Annotated in this window: 16 protein-coding genes and 1 pseudogene; 9 read left to right on the forward strand and 8 right to left on the reverse strand. The window is 70.5% G+C overall.

The genetic code is table 11. From position 1 onward, the window contains the following. Window positions 1-276: 276 nt before the first annotated feature. Window positions 277-657: a hypothetical protein gene (locus ACIRJR_RS12550; RefSeq protein WP_403778005.1), complete on the forward strand. Its 381-nt coding sequence runs from the start codon at window positions 277-279 to the stop codon at window positions 655-657. Further along, window positions 657-2,276: a terminase gene (locus ACIRJR_RS12555; RefSeq protein ID WP_403778008.1), complete on the forward strand. Its 1,620-nt coding sequence runs from the start codon at window positions 657-659 to the stop codon at window positions 2,274-2,276. The genes ACIRJR_RS12550 and ACIRJR_RS12555 overlap by 1 nt, the downstream gene beginning before the upstream one ends. Before the next feature lie 59 nt (window positions 2,277-2,335). Here the strand turns inward: ACIRJR_RS12555 and ACIRJR_RS12560 are convergent, their stop codons facing one another. Then, complete coding sequence (locus ACIRJR_RS12560) at window positions 2,336-3,307, reverse strand: helix-turn-helix domain-containing protein (RefSeq protein ID WP_403778011.1); 972 nt, start codon at window positions 3,305-3,307, stop codon at window positions 2,336-2,338. Between the two features lie 92 nt (window positions 3,308-3,399). Here ACIRJR_RS12560 and ACIRJR_RS12565 point away from each other — a divergent pair, with 92 nt between their 5' ends. After that, window positions 3,400-3,600 (forward strand): hypothetical protein, encoded by a 201-nt coding sequence (locus ACIRJR_RS12565; RefSeq protein ID WP_403778014.1) that lies wholly within the window; start codon window positions 3,400-3,402, stop codon window positions 3,598-3,600. A 326-nt stretch (window positions 3,601-3,926) separates the two neighbouring features. On the opposite strand, the pseudogene ACIRJR_RS12570 reads toward ACIRJR_RS12565, so the two are convergent. Beyond that, window positions 3,927-4,583 (reverse strand): annotated as a pseudogene (locus tag ACIRJR_RS12570) (alkaline phosphatase D family protein); the annotation flags it as partial. A 91-nt stretch (window positions 4,584-4,674) separates the two neighbouring features. After that, window positions 4,675-5,319, reverse strand: coding sequence for an HNH endonuclease family protein (locus tag ACIRJR_RS12575; RefSeq protein ID WP_403778016.1), 645 nt, complete (start codon window positions 5,317-5,319; stop codon window positions 4,675-4,677). 231 nt (window positions 5,320-5,550) lie between these two features. On the opposite strand from ACIRJR_RS12575, the gene ACIRJR_RS12580 reads away from it, so the two are divergent. Further along, window positions 5,551-6,285: an ABC transporter permease gene (locus ACIRJR_RS12580; RefSeq protein WP_403778019.1), complete on the forward strand. Its 735-nt coding sequence runs from the start codon at window positions 5,551-5,553 to the stop codon at window positions 6,283-6,285. A gap of 38 nt (window positions 6,286-6,323) precedes the next feature. Here the strand turns inward: ACIRJR_RS12580 and ACIRJR_RS12585 are convergent, their stop codons facing one another. Beyond that, window positions 6,324-6,986: an HAD-IA family hydrolase gene (locus ACIRJR_RS12585; RefSeq protein ID WP_403778022.1), complete on the reverse strand. Its 663-nt coding sequence runs from the start codon at window positions 6,984-6,986 to the stop codon at window positions 6,324-6,326. Window positions 6,987-7,160: 174 nt separating this feature from the next. Continuing rightward, the gene (locus ACIRJR_RS12590; RefSeq protein ID WP_403778025.1) at window positions 7,161-8,162 is read right to left on the reverse strand and encodes a peptidoglycan-binding protein; all 1,002 of its coding nucleotides are present in this window, start codon (window positions 8,160-8,162) and stop codon (window positions 7,161-7,163) included. A 139-nt stretch (window positions 8,163-8,301) separates the two neighbouring features. Between ACIRJR_RS12590 and ACIRJR_RS12595 the strand changes: the two genes are divergently transcribed. Further along, window positions 8,302-10,347: an MFS transporter gene (locus ACIRJR_RS12595; RefSeq protein WP_403778028.1), complete on the forward strand. Its 2,046-nt coding sequence runs from the start codon at window positions 8,302-8,304 to the stop codon at window positions 10,345-10,347. A gap of 150 nt (window positions 10,348-10,497) precedes the next feature. Here ACIRJR_RS12595 and ACIRJR_RS12600 read toward each other — a convergent pair whose 3' ends face one another. After that, window positions 10,498-10,974, reverse strand: coding sequence for a GNAT family N-acetyltransferase (locus tag ACIRJR_RS12600; protein WP_403778031.1), 477 nt, complete (start codon window positions 10,972-10,974; stop codon window positions 10,498-10,500). A gap of 59 nt (window positions 10,975-11,033) precedes the next feature. Here ACIRJR_RS12600 and ACIRJR_RS12605 point away from each other — a divergent pair, with 59 nt between their 5' ends. Continuing rightward, window positions 11,034-12,128 (forward strand): serpin family protein, encoded by a 1,095-nt coding sequence (locus ACIRJR_RS12605; RefSeq protein WP_403778034.1) that lies wholly within the window; start codon window positions 11,034-11,036, stop codon window positions 12,126-12,128. Between the two features lie 129 nt (window positions 12,129-12,257). Further along, on the forward strand, window positions 12,258-14,369 hold the full coding sequence (locus tag ACIRJR_RS12610) for a bifunctional glycosyltransferase 87/phosphatase PAP2 family protein (RefSeq protein ID WP_403778037.1): 2,112 nt from the start codon (window positions 12,258-12,260) through the stop codon (window positions 14,367-14,369). Between the two features lie 70 nt (window positions 14,370-14,439). Here ACIRJR_RS12610 and ACIRJR_RS12615 read toward each other — a convergent pair whose 3' ends face one another. Further along, entirely contained in the window at window positions 14,440-15,804 is a 1,365-nt protein-coding gene (locus tag ACIRJR_RS12615; protein WP_403778040.1) for an MFS transporter, read from the reverse strand. A 201-nt stretch (window positions 15,805-16,005) separates the two neighbouring features. Beyond that, window positions 16,006-16,668, reverse strand: coding sequence for a TetR/AcrR family transcriptional regulator (locus ACIRJR_RS12620; protein ID WP_403778043.1), 663 nt, complete (start codon window positions 16,666-16,668; stop codon window positions 16,006-16,008). Window positions 16,669-16,823: 155 nt separating this feature from the next. Here ACIRJR_RS12620 and ACIRJR_RS12625 point away from each other — a divergent pair, with 155 nt between their 5' ends. Both ACIRJR_RS12625 and ACIRJR_RS12630 read left to right on the forward strand, forming a co-directional pair. Then, a complete protein-coding gene (locus tag ACIRJR_RS12625) occupies window positions 16,824-17,294 on the forward strand; it encodes a type II 3-dehydroquinate dehydratase (RefSeq protein WP_403778046.1) in 471 nt (156 codons plus the stop codon). Beyond that, window positions 17,291-18,154 (forward strand): shikimate dehydrogenase, encoded by an 864-nt coding sequence (locus ACIRJR_RS12630; RefSeq protein WP_403778049.1) that lies wholly within the window; start codon window positions 17,291-17,293, stop codon window positions 18,152-18,154. Before ACIRJR_RS12625 ends, ACIRJR_RS12630 begins: the two co-directional genes overlap by 4 nt. Window positions 18,155-18,166 lie beyond the last annotated feature (12 nt).

The raw sequence follows: 18,166 nt of genomic DNA on the forward strand, positions 1-18,166 counted from the left end.
TCACGGCCGGCTCGGGGTGCTTCCGTGGAATCCAAGGCGCGCCCTGGGCACCCCCTCCTCTTGAGGTCTCTTCTTAACCGTAACCGTGTAGGCGCTCGGGCTCTACGGGTCCAGGGGTCGCCCAAGCTGCCCGCTTGCCTTGGATTCCACGGAATCCCCATCGGGGTCATCACACAGCGTGTCCACCACCTAGGAACGTTCCTAGGTGCTTTCGCTACCTATTCCATTTGGGGGTTCCCCATGGGCGCTCACGGCCCTATTCCAAAGCGTTCCGATATGCGTCGGCGCACCAATGAGCCTGCCGCTCCGATTACTCGCGCTCCCGCTGGCGACCGGCCACAGCATCCCGAAGCCGACCCGAATTGGCACCCAATCGCTATCGAGTGGTTCGAGTCGCTGTTTGAGTCCGGGCAGTCTTTCTTCTATGAGCGCTCGGATATCGCGCAGGCTCGATACGTAGCCGAGGCTATGTCCCGGAATCTCAGCCAGGGTCAGCGGATCAGCGGTCAGCTATTCGCGTCGGTCATCAGCGCTGCCGGTGAACTGCTCACGACCGAGGGCGCTCGTCGTCGCCTGAATGTGGAGCTAACCAAGTCCGGCCCGGATGACATCGACACCGGCCTAGATGAACTACTTGATTCGTATCGGGATGGCTGATGGAGCCGATACGAACGATTCCCGATACGGTCCCCGCACCGAATCGCACCCTAGGTGATATCGCTATCCGCTGGTGCACTCGTTACCTGCGTCAGCCGGACGGCCCGGACGCCGGTGATCCGTGGCGATTCACTCGTGAGCAAGCGCGCACCGTGATGCGCTTTTATGAGCTTGACGACAACGGCTCTTTTGTCTACCGACAGGGAACAGTACGGCGGATCAAGGGTGCCGGTAAGGACCCGTTCGCTGCCGCGCTGTGTGCTTTCGAATTCGTCGGACCCTGCCGGTTCTCTCATTGGGATGCCAGCGGAAACCCTGTGGGAATCTCGCACCCTGCCGCATGGGTTCAGGTCGCGGCCACGTCCAAGGATCAGGCACAGAACACCATGGCTCTGTTTCCTGGCATGTTCTCGAACGATGCTCTTTCCGCGTATGGAATTGACCTCGGTAAGGAGATCATTTACAGCGGCGTGGGCGGCCGGATTGAAGCCGTGACAGCGTCGGCCCGTGCGCTGGAAGGACGCCGAGCAACCTTTACCCTGATGAATGAGACTCAGCATTGGGTCAAGTCCAACGGTGGTCATCACATGGCAATGACCATTGCGGGAAATGTGGCCAAGTCTCGTGGCGGTGGTGCTCGAACTCTTGAGATTACGAACGCCCCCTTGCCGGGTGAGGACAGCGTGGCCGAGCGCACTTATCACGCGTGGTCTAAGTTGCGCGACATTAGCCCGGATACCCCCCGCCTCGCTGGGTTCTATTACGACTCGATCGAGGCTCCGGCTTCCGTGGTCCTCGGTGATCGGGATTCTCTCCGCGCTGGCATCATCGCCGCCCGAGGGGATGCCGATTGGCTGGACGTGGATTGGATTATCTCCACCATCTACAGCGGCACGTATCCCGCATATCAGTCGCGCCGAATGTTCCTAAATCAGCTAGTGGTTGATGAGGATTCGCTGATTGATCCGCAGGATTGGGATGCACTCACCGTCTCGGACCGACTGGCCGATGGTGACCGAATCACGCTCGGGTTCGATGGCGGCAAGACGAATGATGCGACAGCGCTAATCGCTATGCGCGTCTCCGATCGACTCATTGAACCCCTGGGTATTTGGGAAAAGCCGGACGGTCCAGCCGGCGAAAATTGGGAGGTAGACCGCGAGGCTGTAGAGGGTGCCGTGCACCACGCATTCGAGCGGTTCGATGTGGCGGCATTCTTCGCTGATCCTGTGCAGTGGGATGGCCACGTTGCCCGATGGTCCGAGGAGTACCGGGACCGATTCGCTGTGCGGGCGTCTACGGGCTCAGCAGTGGCGCGCCGGATGGATGGCTCGGGCGGTCAGCTCCGAGAGCTCACAGACGCCAATGCGCGCCTTGTGGCTGCCATTGAGAACGGCCACGTTCGGCACATCGGAAACGAAACGCTGCGACGCCATGTGATGAACGCTAAGCGGTGGCCGAACCGATACGGCGTCAGCTTCCGTAAGGAGAACCCCAACTCCCGCAAGAAGGTTGACGGTTACGCCGCTTTGCTGCTCGCTGATCTCGCTCGCACCCGGCTGGTCGAGGCTGGCAAACTGGAGATGGAGCAGCGCGACGGCCGCATGTTCTTCGGCTGATCACCTAGGAACGTTCCTATCTGCCCCCGATGGCTCTTACTGTCGGGGGCATTGGCGGATCACGCTGCCTCGGTCGCCCGCCGCAGAGCCTCTTTGTGCTCCCAGGACCAAGGGGCATCACGCAGTTCCTCGGGCAGGCCATCGAGACCGGTTCGCAAATGGTCGGCCGCCTCGCTGTGCCTTCCCAGCGCGAGAGTGCAGATTCCCATATTGAGCCGGTTAAAAGCCGGGGTCAGCCAATAGGCAGTCTCGGGCGGGGGGAGTGCGGCGGCTGCATCCATGAGCCTTTCGGCGTCATCGACCATGCGCAGCGCTGCATCCAATTCATTCATCTCGGCCAGCCCTGCCGCAGCCTGGAGATAGTCACCGATTCGCTGTGCAGGATGCGCGCCCGGCGTATTCGCTGCCGCACCGAACCAGCGGGCAATGCCATGCGGTCGCCCTTGCTGTCGGGCAATGTAGCCCTTGAAGTTCAGCGCTTGTGCCGCAAGGGTTCCATTTCCCGTTTCGTCGGCAAGGTCCACGGCGTCATTGAGCAGCCGGACACCTTCGCTGTGCTCGCTCGTTTGGGCATACAGCCACCCGGCGAACTGCACCCATTCCGACGCCACGTCAGCTAGGCGGTCCCGATGCGGTCCCCGTGCGGCGCGCAGCATTCGGGTAACTTCCCGCATTTGCACCATGGTTGCGGGAATGACGCTGCTCGGTTGCGCTTTATCGTCAAGGCGACGATAAGCGGCTAGGACTCCGGCCAATGCGTCCACGGTTCCGGCGTCAAGGCGGGAAGGATTCTCCGCGCTATGTGCCACCCGAGACGTTTCGTCGTCATCCAGAAGTGTTGCGGCAAGTGCGCCACCGGCACCAACCAGGGAATCCAGCGCCAATGCCAGATTCTCGGACGGGTGCTGTTTCCCATTGAGGACGCGCGAGAGATACGACGGGTCATAGTTCATTGCCCGCGCGGCGGCTTTCATGCTGTATCCGCTGTCCCGCAGTGACCGGCGCGCAACGTCGGCGAAATCGTCACTCATGGTGGAACCTCTGGGGGTTGACTGGTGGTGGGTCCAGGATAGTCAACGCCGGTCAACTCCCGCGTGACGTCTGCCTATCGGAACATGCCAGCATGACCGAGCCGACGCGGTACAGCACGGGGACCGTTGAACTGCCCTTGCGGTTAGCCGACCTGGAGCCCACGCCCGTTGAGGGATGCGCGGGTTGCGTGGAGCTGGCGAACGTTCGTGATCGTGCCCGAAAGGGTGGCGACTGGACGACCGTGACCGACTGCAACATCTTTCTTCGCAGACACCCGGAAGGGCACCAGTGAGCGTGAGAGCGGTAGTGCGTTTCGTCAATCACACGATTCGTCGTGCGCCGGAAGGCGGGGTGACATATGAGGCGTTCTGTGTGGCGCACCAATGCGGCGCGGAGTCCGGCCCGCTGGATGACCAGGAAGCCGCGCAAGACTGGTGTCTGCGACATACGGGGAAGACGGGGCACGACCTGTTCCGGCGCGTGTTCACCGACCATGCGCGGGTGACCCGCGAGGAGTAGGCCCCGGTCCGCTGTGGCTACCCAACTGCCCCATGGCTACAGCCATTTGCGCTGGTCACGGACGCCTGTACGCTAGAACCTCCAGTTAGATGCGTTCGGATCGTCGAAGATCATGCAGGTGGGGACCGTGGAGAGCAGCCACCGCACGTCCGGGTCACGCCAGGACTCGTCGTAGAGGTGGGTGTACTCCTCGTAGTCCGCGACCTCGGCGCCCGGTGCCTCCGTCAGGTCGCGGCGCGCCGCGAGCCGCTTCCGGGTGGCCCCCGACGTCTCGTCCGCGTACACCTGGTCGCCGAGGAGCAGGAGGACGTCGGGGCGTACGGCGTCGGGGTCGGCGGCCAGACGGACCGCCAGCGTGTCGAGCGCGTCCGGGCCGATGGGGTCGTGCCCGTGGGCGGGCGGGGCGGCCCAGCGGCAGGAGCCGAAGGCGATCCGGACCGGATCCGCCTCGTCCGGCCGGGGTACGGCGGGGGTGGTGATGGTGCTGGGCGGGAAGGAGGAGTCCTCGGGCGGCCAGACGCGGCGGCCGTCGAGCAGCACCTCGTAGGGCGTGGTCGAGCCGGCCGTCAGGCCCGTCACCACCACCAGGGCGTAGTGGTGCCCCTCGACGGCGAAGGTGGGGGAGGTGCCGGACGCTCCGTCCGCGCAGCGGACCTCCGCCGTGCAGGGCCTGCTCGCCTCCACCCATACCGTCGCCCGGGAGCCGGACTCCCAGTCGACGTACCTCAGCAGCGGTCCCAGGCGTAGCCCGGCCATGTGTGCCCTCCTCGCGTCGCCGTCACCGGTGGCTCCGAAGGGTACGGAACGACGGAGGAGGGCGGATAGGTCCGCCGGGCGGGAGGGCCGGTCAGCAGCCGTTCAGGACGGACTGCAGGCTGCTCTTCTCGGTGGAGTCGACGCTGAGGCCGTAGTAGTGCTTCACGTGCACCCAGGCGCGGGCGTAGGTGCAGCGGTACGCGGTGCGCGACGGGAGCCACTCGCCCGGGTCCTGGTCGCTCTTGGACTGGTTGACGTTGTCGGTGACCGCGATGAGCTGGGGGCGGGTCAGGTCGTTCGCGAAGGACTGGCGCTGGGCGGTGGTCCAGCCGCTGGCCCCGGAACGCCACGCCTCGGCGAGCGGCACCATGTGATCGATGTCCAGGTCCCCGGAGGCGGTCCAGGTGGCGCCGTCGTACTCCGAGTACCAACGGCCGCTGGTCGCGGCGCAGGAGGAGTCCTGGACGACGCCGGTGCCGTCGCGCTTCAGCACCACTTCGCGGGTGTTGCAGGCTCCCGACTGGGTGATCCAGTGCGGGAACTTGTCGCGGCTGTAGCCGGACGAGGAGCCTTCGGTGGAGACGGTGAGCTGACTCAGATACGAACGGGCGGTCGAGGCGCTGACCGGGGTGGGCATCGCGGCCTGGGCGGTGGGGGCCGTGAGGAGCCCGGTGGTTGCGGCGAGCGCGGCCGAGGCGGCGACGACGGCTATGCGACGCGCGTAGATACCGGACATGTGAACTCCCTTGATGTGGGGGGGCGTTGAGCAGCGACCTGCGCGGCCAGGCCATCGTGACGGCGCCGGGTTTCGGTGGGGTGGTCGCCAGGTAACAGAGTGGCGACATGCGCACGTCACATCAAGGGGTAGGACAATAGCTCTGACGTCCCGTCCGAAGGTTGTTCGAGGAGCGGAGTTGACGGATCGACGGTTCGGGGCCGGCCAGGGCGCACCCTCTAGGGTGGCCGCGTGCTGCTTCCGGTCAGTCCCACGCTCGGCGTCGTGCTCGCCGTGCTCCTGGTGTCCGCCGTCGTCGTCGCCGCGTGGGCCTCGCTCGGCCGGTCCCGCGAGATCGCCGTCGCCGGGGTGCGGGCCGCGGTCCAGCTGACCGCCGTCTCCCTGCTCATCGGCTGGGTGGTGCGCTCCACGGGGCCCCTGCTCGGTTTCCTGACCCTGATGTTCGCGGTCGCCGTACGGACCGCGGGCCGGCGGATCACCCGTAACCGCACCTGGTGGTGGGCCGCGCTGCCGATCGGCGCGGGCGTCGCGCCTGTGGTCGTGGCGCTGCTGCTCACGGGGCTTCTCCCGGTGCGCGGCATCGCGATCGTCCCGGTCACGGGGATCCTGATCGGGGGAGCGCTCACCGCGACGGTGCTCGGCGGGCGGCGCGCGCTCGACGAACTCGGGACGCGACGGGGTGAGGTGGAGGCCGGGATGGCGCTGGGCCTGCTCGACCGGGACGCCCGGCTCGAGGTCGCCCGTCCCGCGGCGTCGGACGCGCTGCTGCCGGGGCTGGACCAGACCCGGACCGTGGGGCTCGTCACCCTGCCCGGGGCCTTCGTCGGCATGCTGCTGGGTGGCGCGTCACCCGTGGAGGCCGGCGCCGTGCAGCTCTTCGTCCTGGTGGCACTGATGGCGGTGCAGGCGGTCGCCGTCGCGCTGGTGCTGGAGCTGATCGCCCGGGGGCTGCTGCACCGGGACTGATCCCGGGGCGGGCCTCACCCGGGCCGTGGCCGGTCCGCTCAGACCGCTTCGACGTGCAGCCGGATCGAACCGTCCGCACACGCTTCCACGCGGAGCCGCGTCAGGTCCTCGACATGGGCGTCGGGGGAGAGGGCTGCCGCGCGCGGGCCGACGCCCACGACCCGCATGCCGGCAGCGCGGCCCGCCGCGATGCCCGCCTCGGAGTCCTCGAACACGATGCAGTCCGCCGGGGCGAAGCCCAGCTCGGCCGCGCCCTTGAGGAAGCCCTCGGGGTCGGGCTTGCTCGCGGCGACCATCTCGGCGGTGACGCGCGTCTCCGGCATCGGCAGGGCCGCGGCCGTCATCCGGGCCTGGGCGAGCGCCTCGTCGGCCGACGTCACCAGCGCGTGCGGGAGGCCGGCGATGGACGCCATGAAGGCGGGGGCGCCGCCGATGGGCACCACGCCGTCCGTGTCGGCGGTCTCCTCGGCGAGCATGATCCGGTTCTCCGCGTAGTTCTGCTCCATGGGGCGGTCCGGCAGCAGGGCGGCCATCGTGGCGTAGCCCTGGCGTCCGTGGACCACCTTGAGCGCCGCCACGGGGTCGAGGCCCTGTGCGAGGGCCCAGCGGTGCCAGCAGCGTTCCACCACGGCGTCGGAGTTCACGAGGGTGCCGTCCATGTCCAACAGGAGGGCGCGGGCTTCGAGGACGGTGGCCGGCATCGGCATGCTCCAGAACGCGGGGGCAGCTCGTGGCTGCGTGAAGAAAAAACAAGTAGCCCCGCCCGCCGGTCAGGGAGAACGGGCGGAGGCTACTTTGTTCCTCCACGATACAAAAACATGCGCCGGAACGCCAATCCGACGGCCGTGGGCGTCACGGGGCACGCGTCCGCGGGGTCAGGAACGGCGCCCCCTGCCGTCCGTCTGCGACTCCAGGGCGCGGCGGGTCTCCGGCCCGTAGACACCCGAAGGGTCGTCCGTGACCGACACCCACCGCTGGTAGTCGGCGACGGCCCGTTCCACCTGCTCCGAGTACGTGCCGTCCTCCGGCCCGCGGTAGACCCAGATCTCCTGCAGCCTGCGCTGGAGCTCGGCGACCTCCTCGCCGCGGTCCCCGCGCCGCAGCGTGTCCCCCGACGCCTCCTCGACGGGCGGGGGTGCCGCCGCCGTGGTGGGTGCCTTCGTCGCGGACGCCGAGGGCGACGGCGACGCGGGAGCGACGGCCGAACGCGAGGCCGACGGGCTCGCCGTGGGAGTGGGGGAAGCGGAGGGTGACGCCGAAGCCGAAGCCGACCGGGACGGTGTGGCCGACGGGGACCCGGGCGGGGACTGCGACACCGACGCGGCCGGCTCCCCGCTCGTGTCCGGCGTGCTCGTCGTGGCCTCGGGCAGCGCCGCGTCCCGGCTGTCCCCCTGGTCGAACAGGCCGCCCGCGAAAGCGGCCGTGCCCACCACCGCGGCCACGGCCGCCCCCACGGCGAGCGCGGCGAACGGACGCCGGCGGCGCGGTTGCACGGGGTCCGGCCCGCTGCCCGCGTAGGCCGAGGCGGTACGCCTGCGGGTCCCGTCCGCGACGACGGCATCGGGCAGTGCGCCGGGCGTGCCCCCCGGCCCCCCGTCCGGCGGGCCGTCCAGGAACAGCGGCATCGTCGTGGCCGCCGCGGGGGCGCCCCGGTCCTCCGCGTCGCTGTCCAGCCTCACGTACGGCCTGATGCGCAGCGGGTCGAAGTCCTCGGCCGCGGCGATCTCCGCGGAGCGGGCGTCCCGCCCTGCCGCCGTGATCTCCGCCGCGCGGGCGTCCCGCCCGGTCCGCTCGGCCGCGCCGGCTCCGCAGGCGCACCTCGCCCCGGGTCTCGCGCCCTGCTCGCCGCCGCACTCCGGGCACTCTTGTCCGGCCATCGTGGGTTCCCCTCCCCTGTGAACTGCCTGCGATTATGCAGCCCGCCGCGGCCTGGCCCAACGCCCGTACCGCTGCTCGGCAGGCCATACCGCCGCATAGCGGCCAGGATGGGGTGAAGCGGACCCGAGGAGATGCCCCATGGCCCAGCAGTTGAGCCCGCCCCCCCTGGACTCCGGCGAGGGGCGGTCCCGGCGGAATGTCCTGGTGTCCATCGGCGCGCTGCTCCTCGGCATGCTGCTCGCCGCACTCGATCAGACCATCGTGTCCACCGCCCTGCCCACGATCGTCAGCGAACTGGGCGGCCTGGACCACCTGTCCTGGGTGGTGACCGCCTACCTGCTGGCGGCGACCGCCGCCACCCCCCTCTGGGGCAAGCTCGGCGACCAGTACGGGCGCAAGAAGCTCTTCCAGACGGCCATCGTCATCTTCCTCATCGGCTCCGCGCTCTGCGGCATGGCCCAGAACATGCCGCAGCTGATCGCCTTCCGGGCCCTCCAGGGGCTCGGTGGCGGCGGGCTGATGGTGCTGTCGATGGCCATCGTCGGAGACCTCGTCACCCCGCGCGAACGGGGCAAGTACCAGGGGCTCTTCGGTGCGGTGTTCGGTGTGACCAGTGTCCTGGGGCCACTGCTGGGCGGCCTCTTCACCGAGCACCTCAGCTGGCGCTGGGTCTTCTACGTCAACCTGCCCATCGGTGTCGTCGCCCTGCTCGTCATCGCCGCGGCCCTGCACATCCCGGTCCGCCGCACCAAGCACACCATCGACTACCTGGGCACCTTCCTCATCGCCTCCGTCGCCACCTGCCTGATCCTCGTCGCCTCGCTCGGCGGGACCACCTGGGCCTGGGGCTCCGTGCAGATCATCGTGCTCGCGGTCCTCGCCGTCGTCCTGCTCGTGGCGTTCGTCGCGGTCGAACGCCGGGCCTCCGAGCCGGTGCTGCCGCTGAAGCTGTTCCGCAGGAGGACCTTCAGCCTCGTCGCCGTCATCAGCTTCGTCATCGGCTTCGCGATGTTCGGCGCCATGACCTACCTGCCGACCTTCCTCCAGGTCGTGCACGGCATCACCCCGACCATGTCCGGCGTGCACATGCTGCCGATGGTCCTCGGCCTGCTGATCACCTCGACCGGCTCCGGCCAGATCGTCAGCCGGACGGGCCGCTGGAAGGTCTTCCCGATCGCCGGCACCGCGCTCACCGTGGTGGGCCTGCTGCTGCTCCACACGCTCTCCGAGAACAGCTCCACCTGGACGATGAGCCTCTGCTTCTTCGTCTTCGGTGCCGGACTCGGCCTGGTGATGCAGGTGCTCGTCCTCATCGTGCAGAACTCCGTCGGCTACGAGGACCTCGGCGTCGCCACGTCCGGGGCGACCTTCTTCCGGTCCATCGGCGCATCGTTCGGCGTGGCCGTCTTCGGCACCCTCTTCACCAACCGGCTGACCGGCGAACTCGAGGACGCGCTCAGCGGCCGGTCCCTGCCGCCCGGCCTCGACGCGGGCGCCCTGGCCGCCGATCCCCGGGGCATCGGCCGGCTCCCGGCGGATCTGCGGCCCTCGGTCCTCAGCGCGTACTCGACCTCGATCACCGACGTCTTCCTCTACGCGGCACCCGTCGTGCTCGTGGCGTTCGTCTTCGCCTGGTTCCTCAAGGAGGAACCCCTGCGCGGCTCCGTGACGGCACCCGACAGCAGCGAGACGCTGGCCTCGAACCCGGTACACCGCTCCTCGTACGACGAGTGCGCCCGCGCCCTGTCCGTGCTCGCCACCCGCGAGGGGCGCCGGGAGATCTACGAGAAGATCACCACGAAGGCCGGATACGACCTGCAGCCCGCCGCCAGCTGGCTGCTGCTGCGCATCAGACGGCACGGCACCGTCGAGCCCGGCCGGCTGGCCGAGGTCGCCCCCGTGCCGCTGCGGGTGATCACGTCGGCCGCCCGTCAGGTGGAGGGGCAGGGCTATGCCCGGCGTGAGGGGATGCAGCTGGTGCTCACCGAGAAGGGCGCGGAGGCCGTGGTCCGGCTCTCCGCGGCGCGTGAGGAGTCGCTCGCCGAGCTGCTGGGCGACTGGTGGGGCCCGGACCGGCCGACCGACCTGGTCCGCCTGGTGTCGGAGCTGTCCGCCGAGGTGAGCGGGTCGAGCAAGGAGCGGCCGCACATGCCCGAACCGCGCCGCGACCACTCGGCGGGCTGACGTACCCGGTGGGCTGACCCCGGTGGGCTGACGCACCCGGTGGGCTGACCCCGGTGGGCTGACGTACCCCGGCTGGCTGACCCCGGTGGGCTGACGTACCCCGGTGGGCTGACCGCTGCGGGTTGCGAACCGCCCGGCCGCCGGGCGCGCTCACAGCTCCTTGGCGAACCAGTGCTCGGCGTAGGGGCCCTGGTTGAACGCCGGCACCTCCCGGTAGCCGTGCTTCGCGTACAGTCCCCGCGCCTCCACCAGGTCGTTCCGGGTGTCGAGCCGGATCCACCGCACCCCGTAGGCCCGCGCGGCCGCCTCGACGCCGGCGAGCAGCAGGCCGCCGCCCCCCGTCGAGCGGAACGCCGGGCGGACGTAGACCCGGGTCAGCTCGGCCGTCGCCGTGTCCACCAGCCGCAGGCCCGCGCAGCTCGCCGGCTTGCCCGCGTACCGGCCCACCAGGAACTCGCCGGTGGGCGCGGCGAGCAGGTCGACGCCGTCGTCCCTCAGGCCGTCGTCGATCTCCCGTGTGGTCGCCGGCCGGCCCCAGTAGCGGCCGGCCACCTCGGCGTAGTAGTCCCGCAGCAACAGGGCCGCGTCCGGGGTGGCGAAGTGTTCGGGGTCCACGGTCCAGGTCATCGGGTCATTCTTGCTGTCACACGACCGTAGGACGAACCAATCAGGTGCAGGGGGCAGCGATGATGAGGGACCCGTTCGTGGAGGAGGCCGTCCGGCGGCTCGGAGCACGGTGGGTACGGGAACTGGAGCGGCCCGGCGGCGGCTTCGTGTGCTCGCCCGCCGGGCTGTGGCTGGCCATGACGGCCGTGGCGGCGGGGGCCCGTGCGGAGACGGCCGAGGAGCTGCGGGCCCTGCTCGGCCTGGCCGGCCGGGAGGCCGCGCCCGCGGTGACGCAGGCGGCGCGGGACTGGGGGCGCACCGAGGCGCTGCACGTGGCGACCAGGGTGTGGAACACGGCGCCGCTCCACCCGGAGTACGAACGCTCGCTGCCGGACATCCCGTTCGGCCCGGCCGACGCCGCGGAGATGGACGCGTGGGTGCGCGAGCGGACCCAGGGCCTGATCGGGCGGCTGCCGCTGGACGTCGGCAGCGACGTCGCGCTCGCCCTGGTCAACGCCCTGGCGCTGAAGGCGTACTGGGAGCTGCCGTTCGCCCCGGCCCGCACCCGGGAAGTCCCTTTCACCGACGCGGCGGGCGCCGCCTCGCCGGTGGCGACGATGCACGCCTCCGTCCCCACGGGGGACGTGTGGACGGCCTCGGGCGCGCAGGTCGTCGAGCTGCGCTGCCGGCGGGCGGCGGACGGCGCTCCACCGGCACGGGTCAGATTCGTCCTGGGGGCGCCGGGTGAGGGCGCCTCACAGGTCCTGCCCGCCGCGTGGGCGCCCGAGGAATCGCGGGTTCCGGTCGACGCCGATTCCGTGACCTTCGGCTTGCCGCGCTTCACCCTGCGGACGCGTGTGCGGGTCCACGGACAGCTGGCGGCGCTCGGGGTGCGGCTCGCGACCGACGCCGCCGCCGCGGACTTCTCCGGCCTTTCGCCCGTCCGTCTCCACATCTCCGAGGTGGTCCAGGAAGCGGTGGTGAAGATCGCCGAGCAGGGGGTGGAGGCCGCGGCCGTCACGGTCGTGGCCACGCGGGCCGCCGCACCGAGGCCGCAGGCCGTGCGGCACATCGCGTTCGACCGGCCCTTCGGCGTGGTCGTCCTGGACGGCTCGTCGGACGTGCCGCTCTTCGCCGGCTGGCAGGCGGACGTACCCCGGTACGAGGAGGAGTGAACCCGGACCGGGACGGGTGCCGACCCGAGCCGACCGGCGTGCCACCCAGCGGTATTCGGGCATTCTTTCGGCAAATCAGTGGTGACAGTCAGGCGAAGAGGGGGTTGATTGTGTCTACCTCATAGGGCAATGCGAGGCTTCATCCGCACATACCCGGGCCGAGGGGACAGTGCATGCGAACGGGAGGGTCGGCGCAGCGTGACTGATGTGGAGCGCAGTGTGCGGGGGGACGCGGCGGCGGATCCGGGGGCGAGGGCAGCGGTGGCCAGAGCAGTCCTCTGGCTGCTCGTCGGGGTCCTGGCGGTGCGGCAGGTGGCGGTGGTGCTGCGGACACCGCCCGGGGAACGCCTCACCGATCTGGAGACCTGGACCGGCGCGACAGGCGTCCTGCACATGGCGGGATCCCTGTACGACCCCGGCCGGTTCACCGGGACGCCGTTCGCCGGGCTGGTGCTGAAGCCGCTGACGGTCTCGGCCGAGGAGGCCCTGGGTGTCGTGTGGACCTTCGGGTCCCTGCTGCTCGTCGCCCTGCTCGGCTACGTCGCCGTCCGGGCCCTGCCCGCACCGGTGAGCCGGCGCACCGCGTTCCTCGCGGCGCCCGTCGCGATCACCCTGCTGATGGTCTCGCTGCCCGTCCGCAACACCCTGTTCCTGGGCCAGACCAGCATCCTGCCCGTTCTGCTGGTGCTCCTCGCCTGTTTCGCGCTGCGGGGTGAACGCCTCCCGGGTGTGCTGACCGGTGTCGCCGCGGCCTTCCAGCCGGCCGTCCTGCTCTTCGCCGTCCTGTTCTGGCTCACCGGCAGACGCCGGGCCGCCGTGAGCGGGGGCGTCACCTTCGCCGTCTGCACGGCCCTGGCCTGGGTCGTGATGCCGCGTGACTCCTGGGCCTACTGGGTGCACCACCTCGCGGGTGCCGGACTCGGCGACCGCCCGGACAGCCTCGCCAACCAGTCCCTGCACGGCGCGCTGCTGCGGTTCGGGCTCGAAGGCCCCCTGGAGATCGTGCTGTTCCTGGCCCTGGCCGCCGCCGTCGTCGTCCTGGGGCTGCGCCGCGCGGTCCGCTACGCGCGGGACGGGCAGCTGCTCCTGGCCGTCGCCGTCACCGGCTGCGTCGCCGTCGCCGTCTCACCCACCGCCTGGCAGCACCAGCTGCTGTGGGTGCTGCTGGCCGTCGTCGGCCGCGTCGGCACCCGGGCTGCGGACCGGCTCGTGTGGCCGGCGGTCGTGGTGCTCGTCCTCACCCTGCCGGGGAAGATGCTGCTGCCGAACGTCGGCGTGGTCCTTCCTCTGCGTGACAACGTGCTGCTCGTCGCCGCGCTCGGCGCGGCCTGTGCCGTGCCCTTCCTGTCCCGCACCTCGCCCCACTGGCAGCGGGCGATCCCCACGGAGTACGCGAGGCCGGTGCCGGCGCGCTTCGCGTGGGTGCCGCTGCTGCCGTTCTGGCGGCGGGTGCTCAGCCGCCCCAACCTGCTGCTGGAACTCCTGCTCATCCGGGTCGTCTACTCCGCGTACGCGCAGGTCCGGCTCGCGGCGACCGCCGGGCGCGGCACCGCCGAGGAGCACGGCCGGCAGATCCACGCCGCCGAGCAGTGGCTGCACATCGACATCGAGCACTGGGCCAACCACGCGGTCGTCACCGTCCCCTGGCTGCGCGACTTCTTCGACTACTACTACTCGACGTTCCACTTCATCGTGCCCCTCGCGATCCTCGGGGTGCTCTACGTCCGCCGTCCCTCGGACTACCGCTGGGCCCGCAGCTCCATCGGCTTCGCCACGGTCCTCGCCCTGCTCGGCTTCTGGCTCTACCCGCTGGCGCCGCCGCGTCTGATGCCCGGGCTCGGCTTCATCGACACGGTCCACGGGGTGCAGGACCTCGACAGCCCCGACTTCGGGGCGCTGACCGCGATGACCAACCAGTACGCGGCGATGCCCTCGCTGCACTTCGGCTGGTCCCTCTGGTGCGGCGTGGTGATCGCCCTGCTCGCGCCGAAGGCGTGGATGAAGGTCCTGGGCCTGCTGCACCCGCTGTTCACGGTCTCCGCCATCGTCGCCACGGGCAACCACTGGGTGCTGGACGCGGTCGGCGGTGCCGCGGTCGTGGCGGCGGGCTTCGGCCTGACGTACGCCCTGGCGGGTCCGCGCAGGCTCCTGGCCGGCACCGGAGAGGCAGGGCCGCCGGAGCGTGAGGCCGGGGCCGCCGCCGGGCAGGCCGTACCCGAACCGGCGGGCAGCAAGGCGTGACGCCCGCGGACGGGCCGGAAGGGGGCCGGGGGAGGGTTCTCCCAGCACCCCTTCCGGCAGGGACCGCCGGTCAGGCCTTGACCGACACCCCGGCCTCCACGGCGCTCCCGCTGTTCCGCTCGCCGAGGTGCTCCGTCGCCACATGGGCCGTCTCGCGGGCGGAGAGCGCGGCGACGACCGGCGGCAGGCAGAGCGCGGCGGCGAAGAGCGCGACGCCTGCCCAGTTGTCGCCGTCGGGGCCCGCGATCTGCGAGGCGAAGGCCACGGCGAAGCCGGCGATGGCGAAGCCGGTCTGGGTGCCGATCGCCATGCCCGAGAGCCTGACCCGGGTGGGGAACATCTCGGCGTAGAAGGCGGGCCAGATGCCGTTGGCCGCGCTGTAGACGATGCCGAAGACCAGCAGGCCCGTGACCAGCACCAGCGGGAAGCTGCCGGTGGATATCGCCCAGAGGTACAGCGGCATCGCCACCGCGCTGCCGGCGGCCCCGACCAGGAAGACCGGCCGGCGGCCGACGCGGTCCGAGAGCCGGGCCCACAGCGGGATGGCGCCCAGGGCGACCACATTGGCCAGAGCGCCGACCCACAGCATGCCGGTGCGGCTCAGACCGACCGCGTCGCTGGTCGCGTAGGACAGCGCCCACACGGTGAAGACCGTGCTGACCGTGGCGATCACCGCGGCCGCGACGACCCGCAGCACATCGGCCCAGTGGTCGCGCAACAGCACGGCCAGCGGCATCTTCGCCACACCCTCGGACGCCGCCTGCCTGGCGAAGACCGGGGTCTCCTCCAGGGTGCGGCGGATGACCCACCCGGTGACCGCGACGGCGACGCTCAGCCAGAACGGGATGCGCCAGCCCCAGGACAGGAGCTGTTCCTCGGGCAGGGCGGCGACCGGGATGAAGGCGAGGGTCGCGATGAGCTGGCCGGCCTGGGTCCCGTTGATGGTGAAGCTGGTGAAGTAGCCGCGCCGGTGAGGCGGCGCGTGTTCCAGGCTCATGGAGTTGGCGCTGGCCTGTTCGCCCGCCGCCGAGATGCCCTGCATGATCCGCAGGAGGACGAGCAGGACGGGTGCGGCTCCGCCGATCTGGTCGCGGGTGGGCAGACAGCCGATGAGGAAGGTCGAGAGACCCATCAGCACCAGCGTGAAGACCATGATCTTCTTGCGGCCGAGCCGGTCCCCGAAGTGTCCGAGGAAGAGCGCCCCGACCGGGCGGGCGGCGTAGGCGACTCCGAACGTGGCCAGCGACATCAGGGTCGCGTTGGCCGGATCGGACTCGTCGAAGAAGACCTCGGGGAAGATCAGCGCCGCCGCACTGCCGTAGATGAAGAAGTCGTAGTACTCCAGCGCGCTGCCGATCCACGCGGCGAGCGCGGCCTTGCGGGGCTGGGCCCGCGGCTCGGGCGGGGGACCGGCGGAAGGGTCGTGAGCGGTCACGTCGGGCTCCTTCGGGGGACGTTCCGTGCGGGGAGGGGAGCGGAACCGGCTAATTAACGCACCAGTTAGTTAGTTGCGGATGGCTACGGATGGTGTGAGGAGTTGACGTGCCTGTCAAGAGGCCGCACAGGATCCGGGCCGGGCGGCCCGTGCCGGGCCCGGTCCTCCGCCGTTCCCCCGCCCCCGGGAGGAGCCGGGTTTCTAGGCGGCCCGGTCGGCCGTGAGGTACGCGATGATCATGTCGCCCAGCATGGTCCGGTAGTGCTCGCGCCTGCCGGTGTCCACCAGGTCGCGGCCGAAGAGCGCCCCGAAGGTGTGTCTGTTCGCGATGCGGAAGAAACAGAAGGAGCTGATCATCGCGTGCAGGTCCACGGCGTCGACGTCCGCGGTGAACAGCCCGGACTCGCGCCCCGTGTCGAGGATGCGCCGCAGCACCTCGATCGCCGGTGAACCGATGCGGCTCAACTCGGCGGAGGCGGCGATGTGTTCGGCCTCGTGGATGTTCTCGATGCTGACCAGGCGGATGAAGTCGGGGTGTGCCTCGTGGTGGTCGAAGGTCACCTCGGCCAGCCGGCGGACCGCGGCCACGGGGTCGAGGTGGTCGACGTCCAGCAGCTGTTCGGCCTCCCGGATGCGGCTGTACGCCCGCTCCAGCACCGCGGTGAACAGCTGCTCCTTGCCGCCGAAGTAGTAATAGATCATGCGCTTCGTGGTGCGGGTGCGGGCGGCGATCTCGTCGACCCGGGCGCCCGCGTAACCGAGGCGGGCGAACTCGCGCGTCGCCACGGTGAGGATCTCGGCCCGGGTGCGCGCCGCGTCACGGGTCCGCACGGCGGGCTGGGCGGGGCCTTCGGTGCTGGTCATCCGGATCCTTCGCGGCAGGCGGTGCGTGCTCGCGATTGTAGGGCCGGTGCCCTGGGCGGCTGATCGGGCCCGGGGTCTTCCCTGGAGGGCCGTCTTTCGGTATGACTAACTAACCAGTCCGTACATTAAGCCGATGGATCCACGGGAGGTGAACGATGCCGAACGCCCCGGTCCCGCCTCCAGGCGTCCCCGTCCTCGTGCTGAACGGCCCCGGTCTCGGCCTGCCCGGACTGCGCGAGCCCGATGTGCACGGCACGGACACGCTCGCCGGCATCGACGGACTCGGCCGCGGCACCGCGGCAGCCCTCGGGCTGCGCGCGGACCGCGGACGGGGCAACCATGAGGCGGTGCTGATCGACGCCGTCCACGAGGCCCGCACCGCGCACCGGGGCATCGTGATCAATCCCGCCGGACACGGCCACACCTCGGTCGCCGTCCGTGACGCGCTCGCCGCCGTGGACCTGCCCGTGATGGAGGTCCACCTCTCGGACATCCACCGTGGGGAGGCCTCCCGCGGCCACAGCCACGTCCCGGCCGTCGCCGGCACCGTCATCTGCGGGGCGGGTGCCCATGGACACGCCCTGGCGCTCACCCACCCCGCCCAGCTCCTGGAGGACAACCGGTGAGTCCGGACTCGTATCTCGTCGGCCTCATCGGCTCCGGCATCGGCCCCTCGCTCAGCCCCGCCCTCCACGAACGGGAGGCGGACCGGCAGGGGCTGCGCTACCTCTACCGCCTCATCGACATCGGCGCGCTCGGTGTCCCGCCGGAGCGGACCGGAGAACTCGTCCGCTCCGCACGCACCATGGGCTACGACGGCCTCAACGTCACCCATCCCTGCAAACAGCAGGTCCTCGCCCACCTCGACGCGCTCTCCCCGCAGGCCGAGGCGCTCGGCGCGGTCAACACCGTGGTGTTCGACGGCGACCTCGCGACCGGCCACAACACCGACGTGACCGGCTTCGCCGCCTCCTTCGCGCGCGGTCTGCCCGACGCGCCGCTGGAGCGGGTGGTGCAGCTGGGGGCGGGGGGCGCCGGCGCCGCCGTCGCCCACGCCCTCCTCGGACTCGGTGCCGGGCGGATCACCGTGCTGGACGCCCTCCCCGAGCGGGCCGCCGACCTCGCGGCCTCCCTCAACCGCCACTTCGGACAAGGCCGGGCCGCCTCCGCGGACCTCCTGGACATCGCGGCACGGACGGCCGGAGCCGACGGCCTGGTCAACGCCACGCCCATCGGCATGGCCGCGCATCCCGGGCTTCCGCTCCCCGCCGATGTGCTGCACCCCGGGCTCTGGGTCGCCGAGATCGTCTACCGCCCGCTGGAGACCGGCCTCGTGCGCACCGCCCGCTCCCTGGGCTGCCCCACCCTCGACGGGGGAGGCATGGCCGCCTACCAGGCCGCCGACTCCTTCCGGCTCTTCACCGGCCGCGAACCCGACACCGCCCGCATGCTCGCCGACATCGCCGCCCTCACATCCGCGCGCTGAAGCCCCGCAGGA

Origin of the sequence: Streptomyces sp. NPDC102402, assembly GCF_044765765.1 — a bacterium.
Taxonomy (GTDB): Bacteria; Actinomycetota; Actinomycetes; order Streptomycetales; family Streptomycetaceae; genus Streptomyces.

Bases quoted from the DNA above. Each gene is read 5' to 3' on its own strand.
- ACIRJR_RS12600 (WP_403778031.1), bottom strand. From the start codon at position 10,974: ATGACCTGGACCGTGGACCCCGAACACTTCGCCACCCCGGACGCGGCC.
- ACIRJR_RS12590 (WP_403778025.1), bottom strand. From the start codon at position 8,162: ATGGCCGGACAAGAGTGCCCGGAGTGCGGCGGCGAGCAGGGCGCGAGA.
- ACIRJR_RS12595 (WP_403778028.1), top strand. From the start codon at position 8,302: ATGGCCCAGCAGTTGAGCCCGCCCCCCCTGGACTCCGGCGAGGGGCGG.
- ACIRJR_RS12565 (WP_403778014.1), top strand. From the start codon at position 3,400: ATGACCGAGCCGACGCGGTACAGCACGGGGACCGTTGAACTGCCCTTG.
- ACIRJR_RS12620 (WP_403778043.1), bottom strand. From the start codon at position 16,668: ATGACCAGCACCGAAGGCCCCGCCCAGCCCGCCGTGCGGACCCGTGAC.
- ACIRJR_RS12610 (WP_403778037.1), top strand. From the start codon at position 12,258: ATGCGAGGCTTCATCCGCACATACCCGGGCCGAGGGGACAGTGCATGC.
- ACIRJR_RS12550 (WP_403778005.1), top strand. From the start codon at position 277: ATGCGTCGGCGCACCAATGAGCCTGCCGCTCCGATTACTCGCGCTCCC.
- ACIRJR_RS12560 (WP_403778011.1), bottom strand. From the start codon at position 3,307: ATGAGTGACGATTTCGCCGACGTTGCGCGCCGGTCACTGCGGGACAGC.
- ACIRJR_RS12555 (WP_403778008.1), top strand. From the start codon at position 657: ATGGAGCCGATACGAACGATTCCCGATACGGTCCCCGCACCGAATCGC.
- ACIRJR_RS12625 (WP_403778046.1), top strand. From the start codon at position 16,824: ATGCCGAACGCCCCGGTCCCGCCTCCAGGCGTCCCCGTCCTCGTGCTG.
- ACIRJR_RS12605 (WP_403778034.1), top strand. From the start codon at position 11,034: ATGATGAGGGACCCGTTCGTGGAGGAGGCCGTCCGGCGGCTCGGAGCA.
- ACIRJR_RS12585 (WP_403778022.1), bottom strand. From the start codon at position 6,986: ATGCCGGCCACCGTCCTCGAAGCCCGCGCCCTCCTGTTGGACATGGAC.
- ACIRJR_RS12575 (WP_403778016.1), bottom strand. From the start codon at position 5,319: ATGTCCGGTATCTACGCGCGTCGCATAGCCGTCGTCGCCGCCTCGGCC.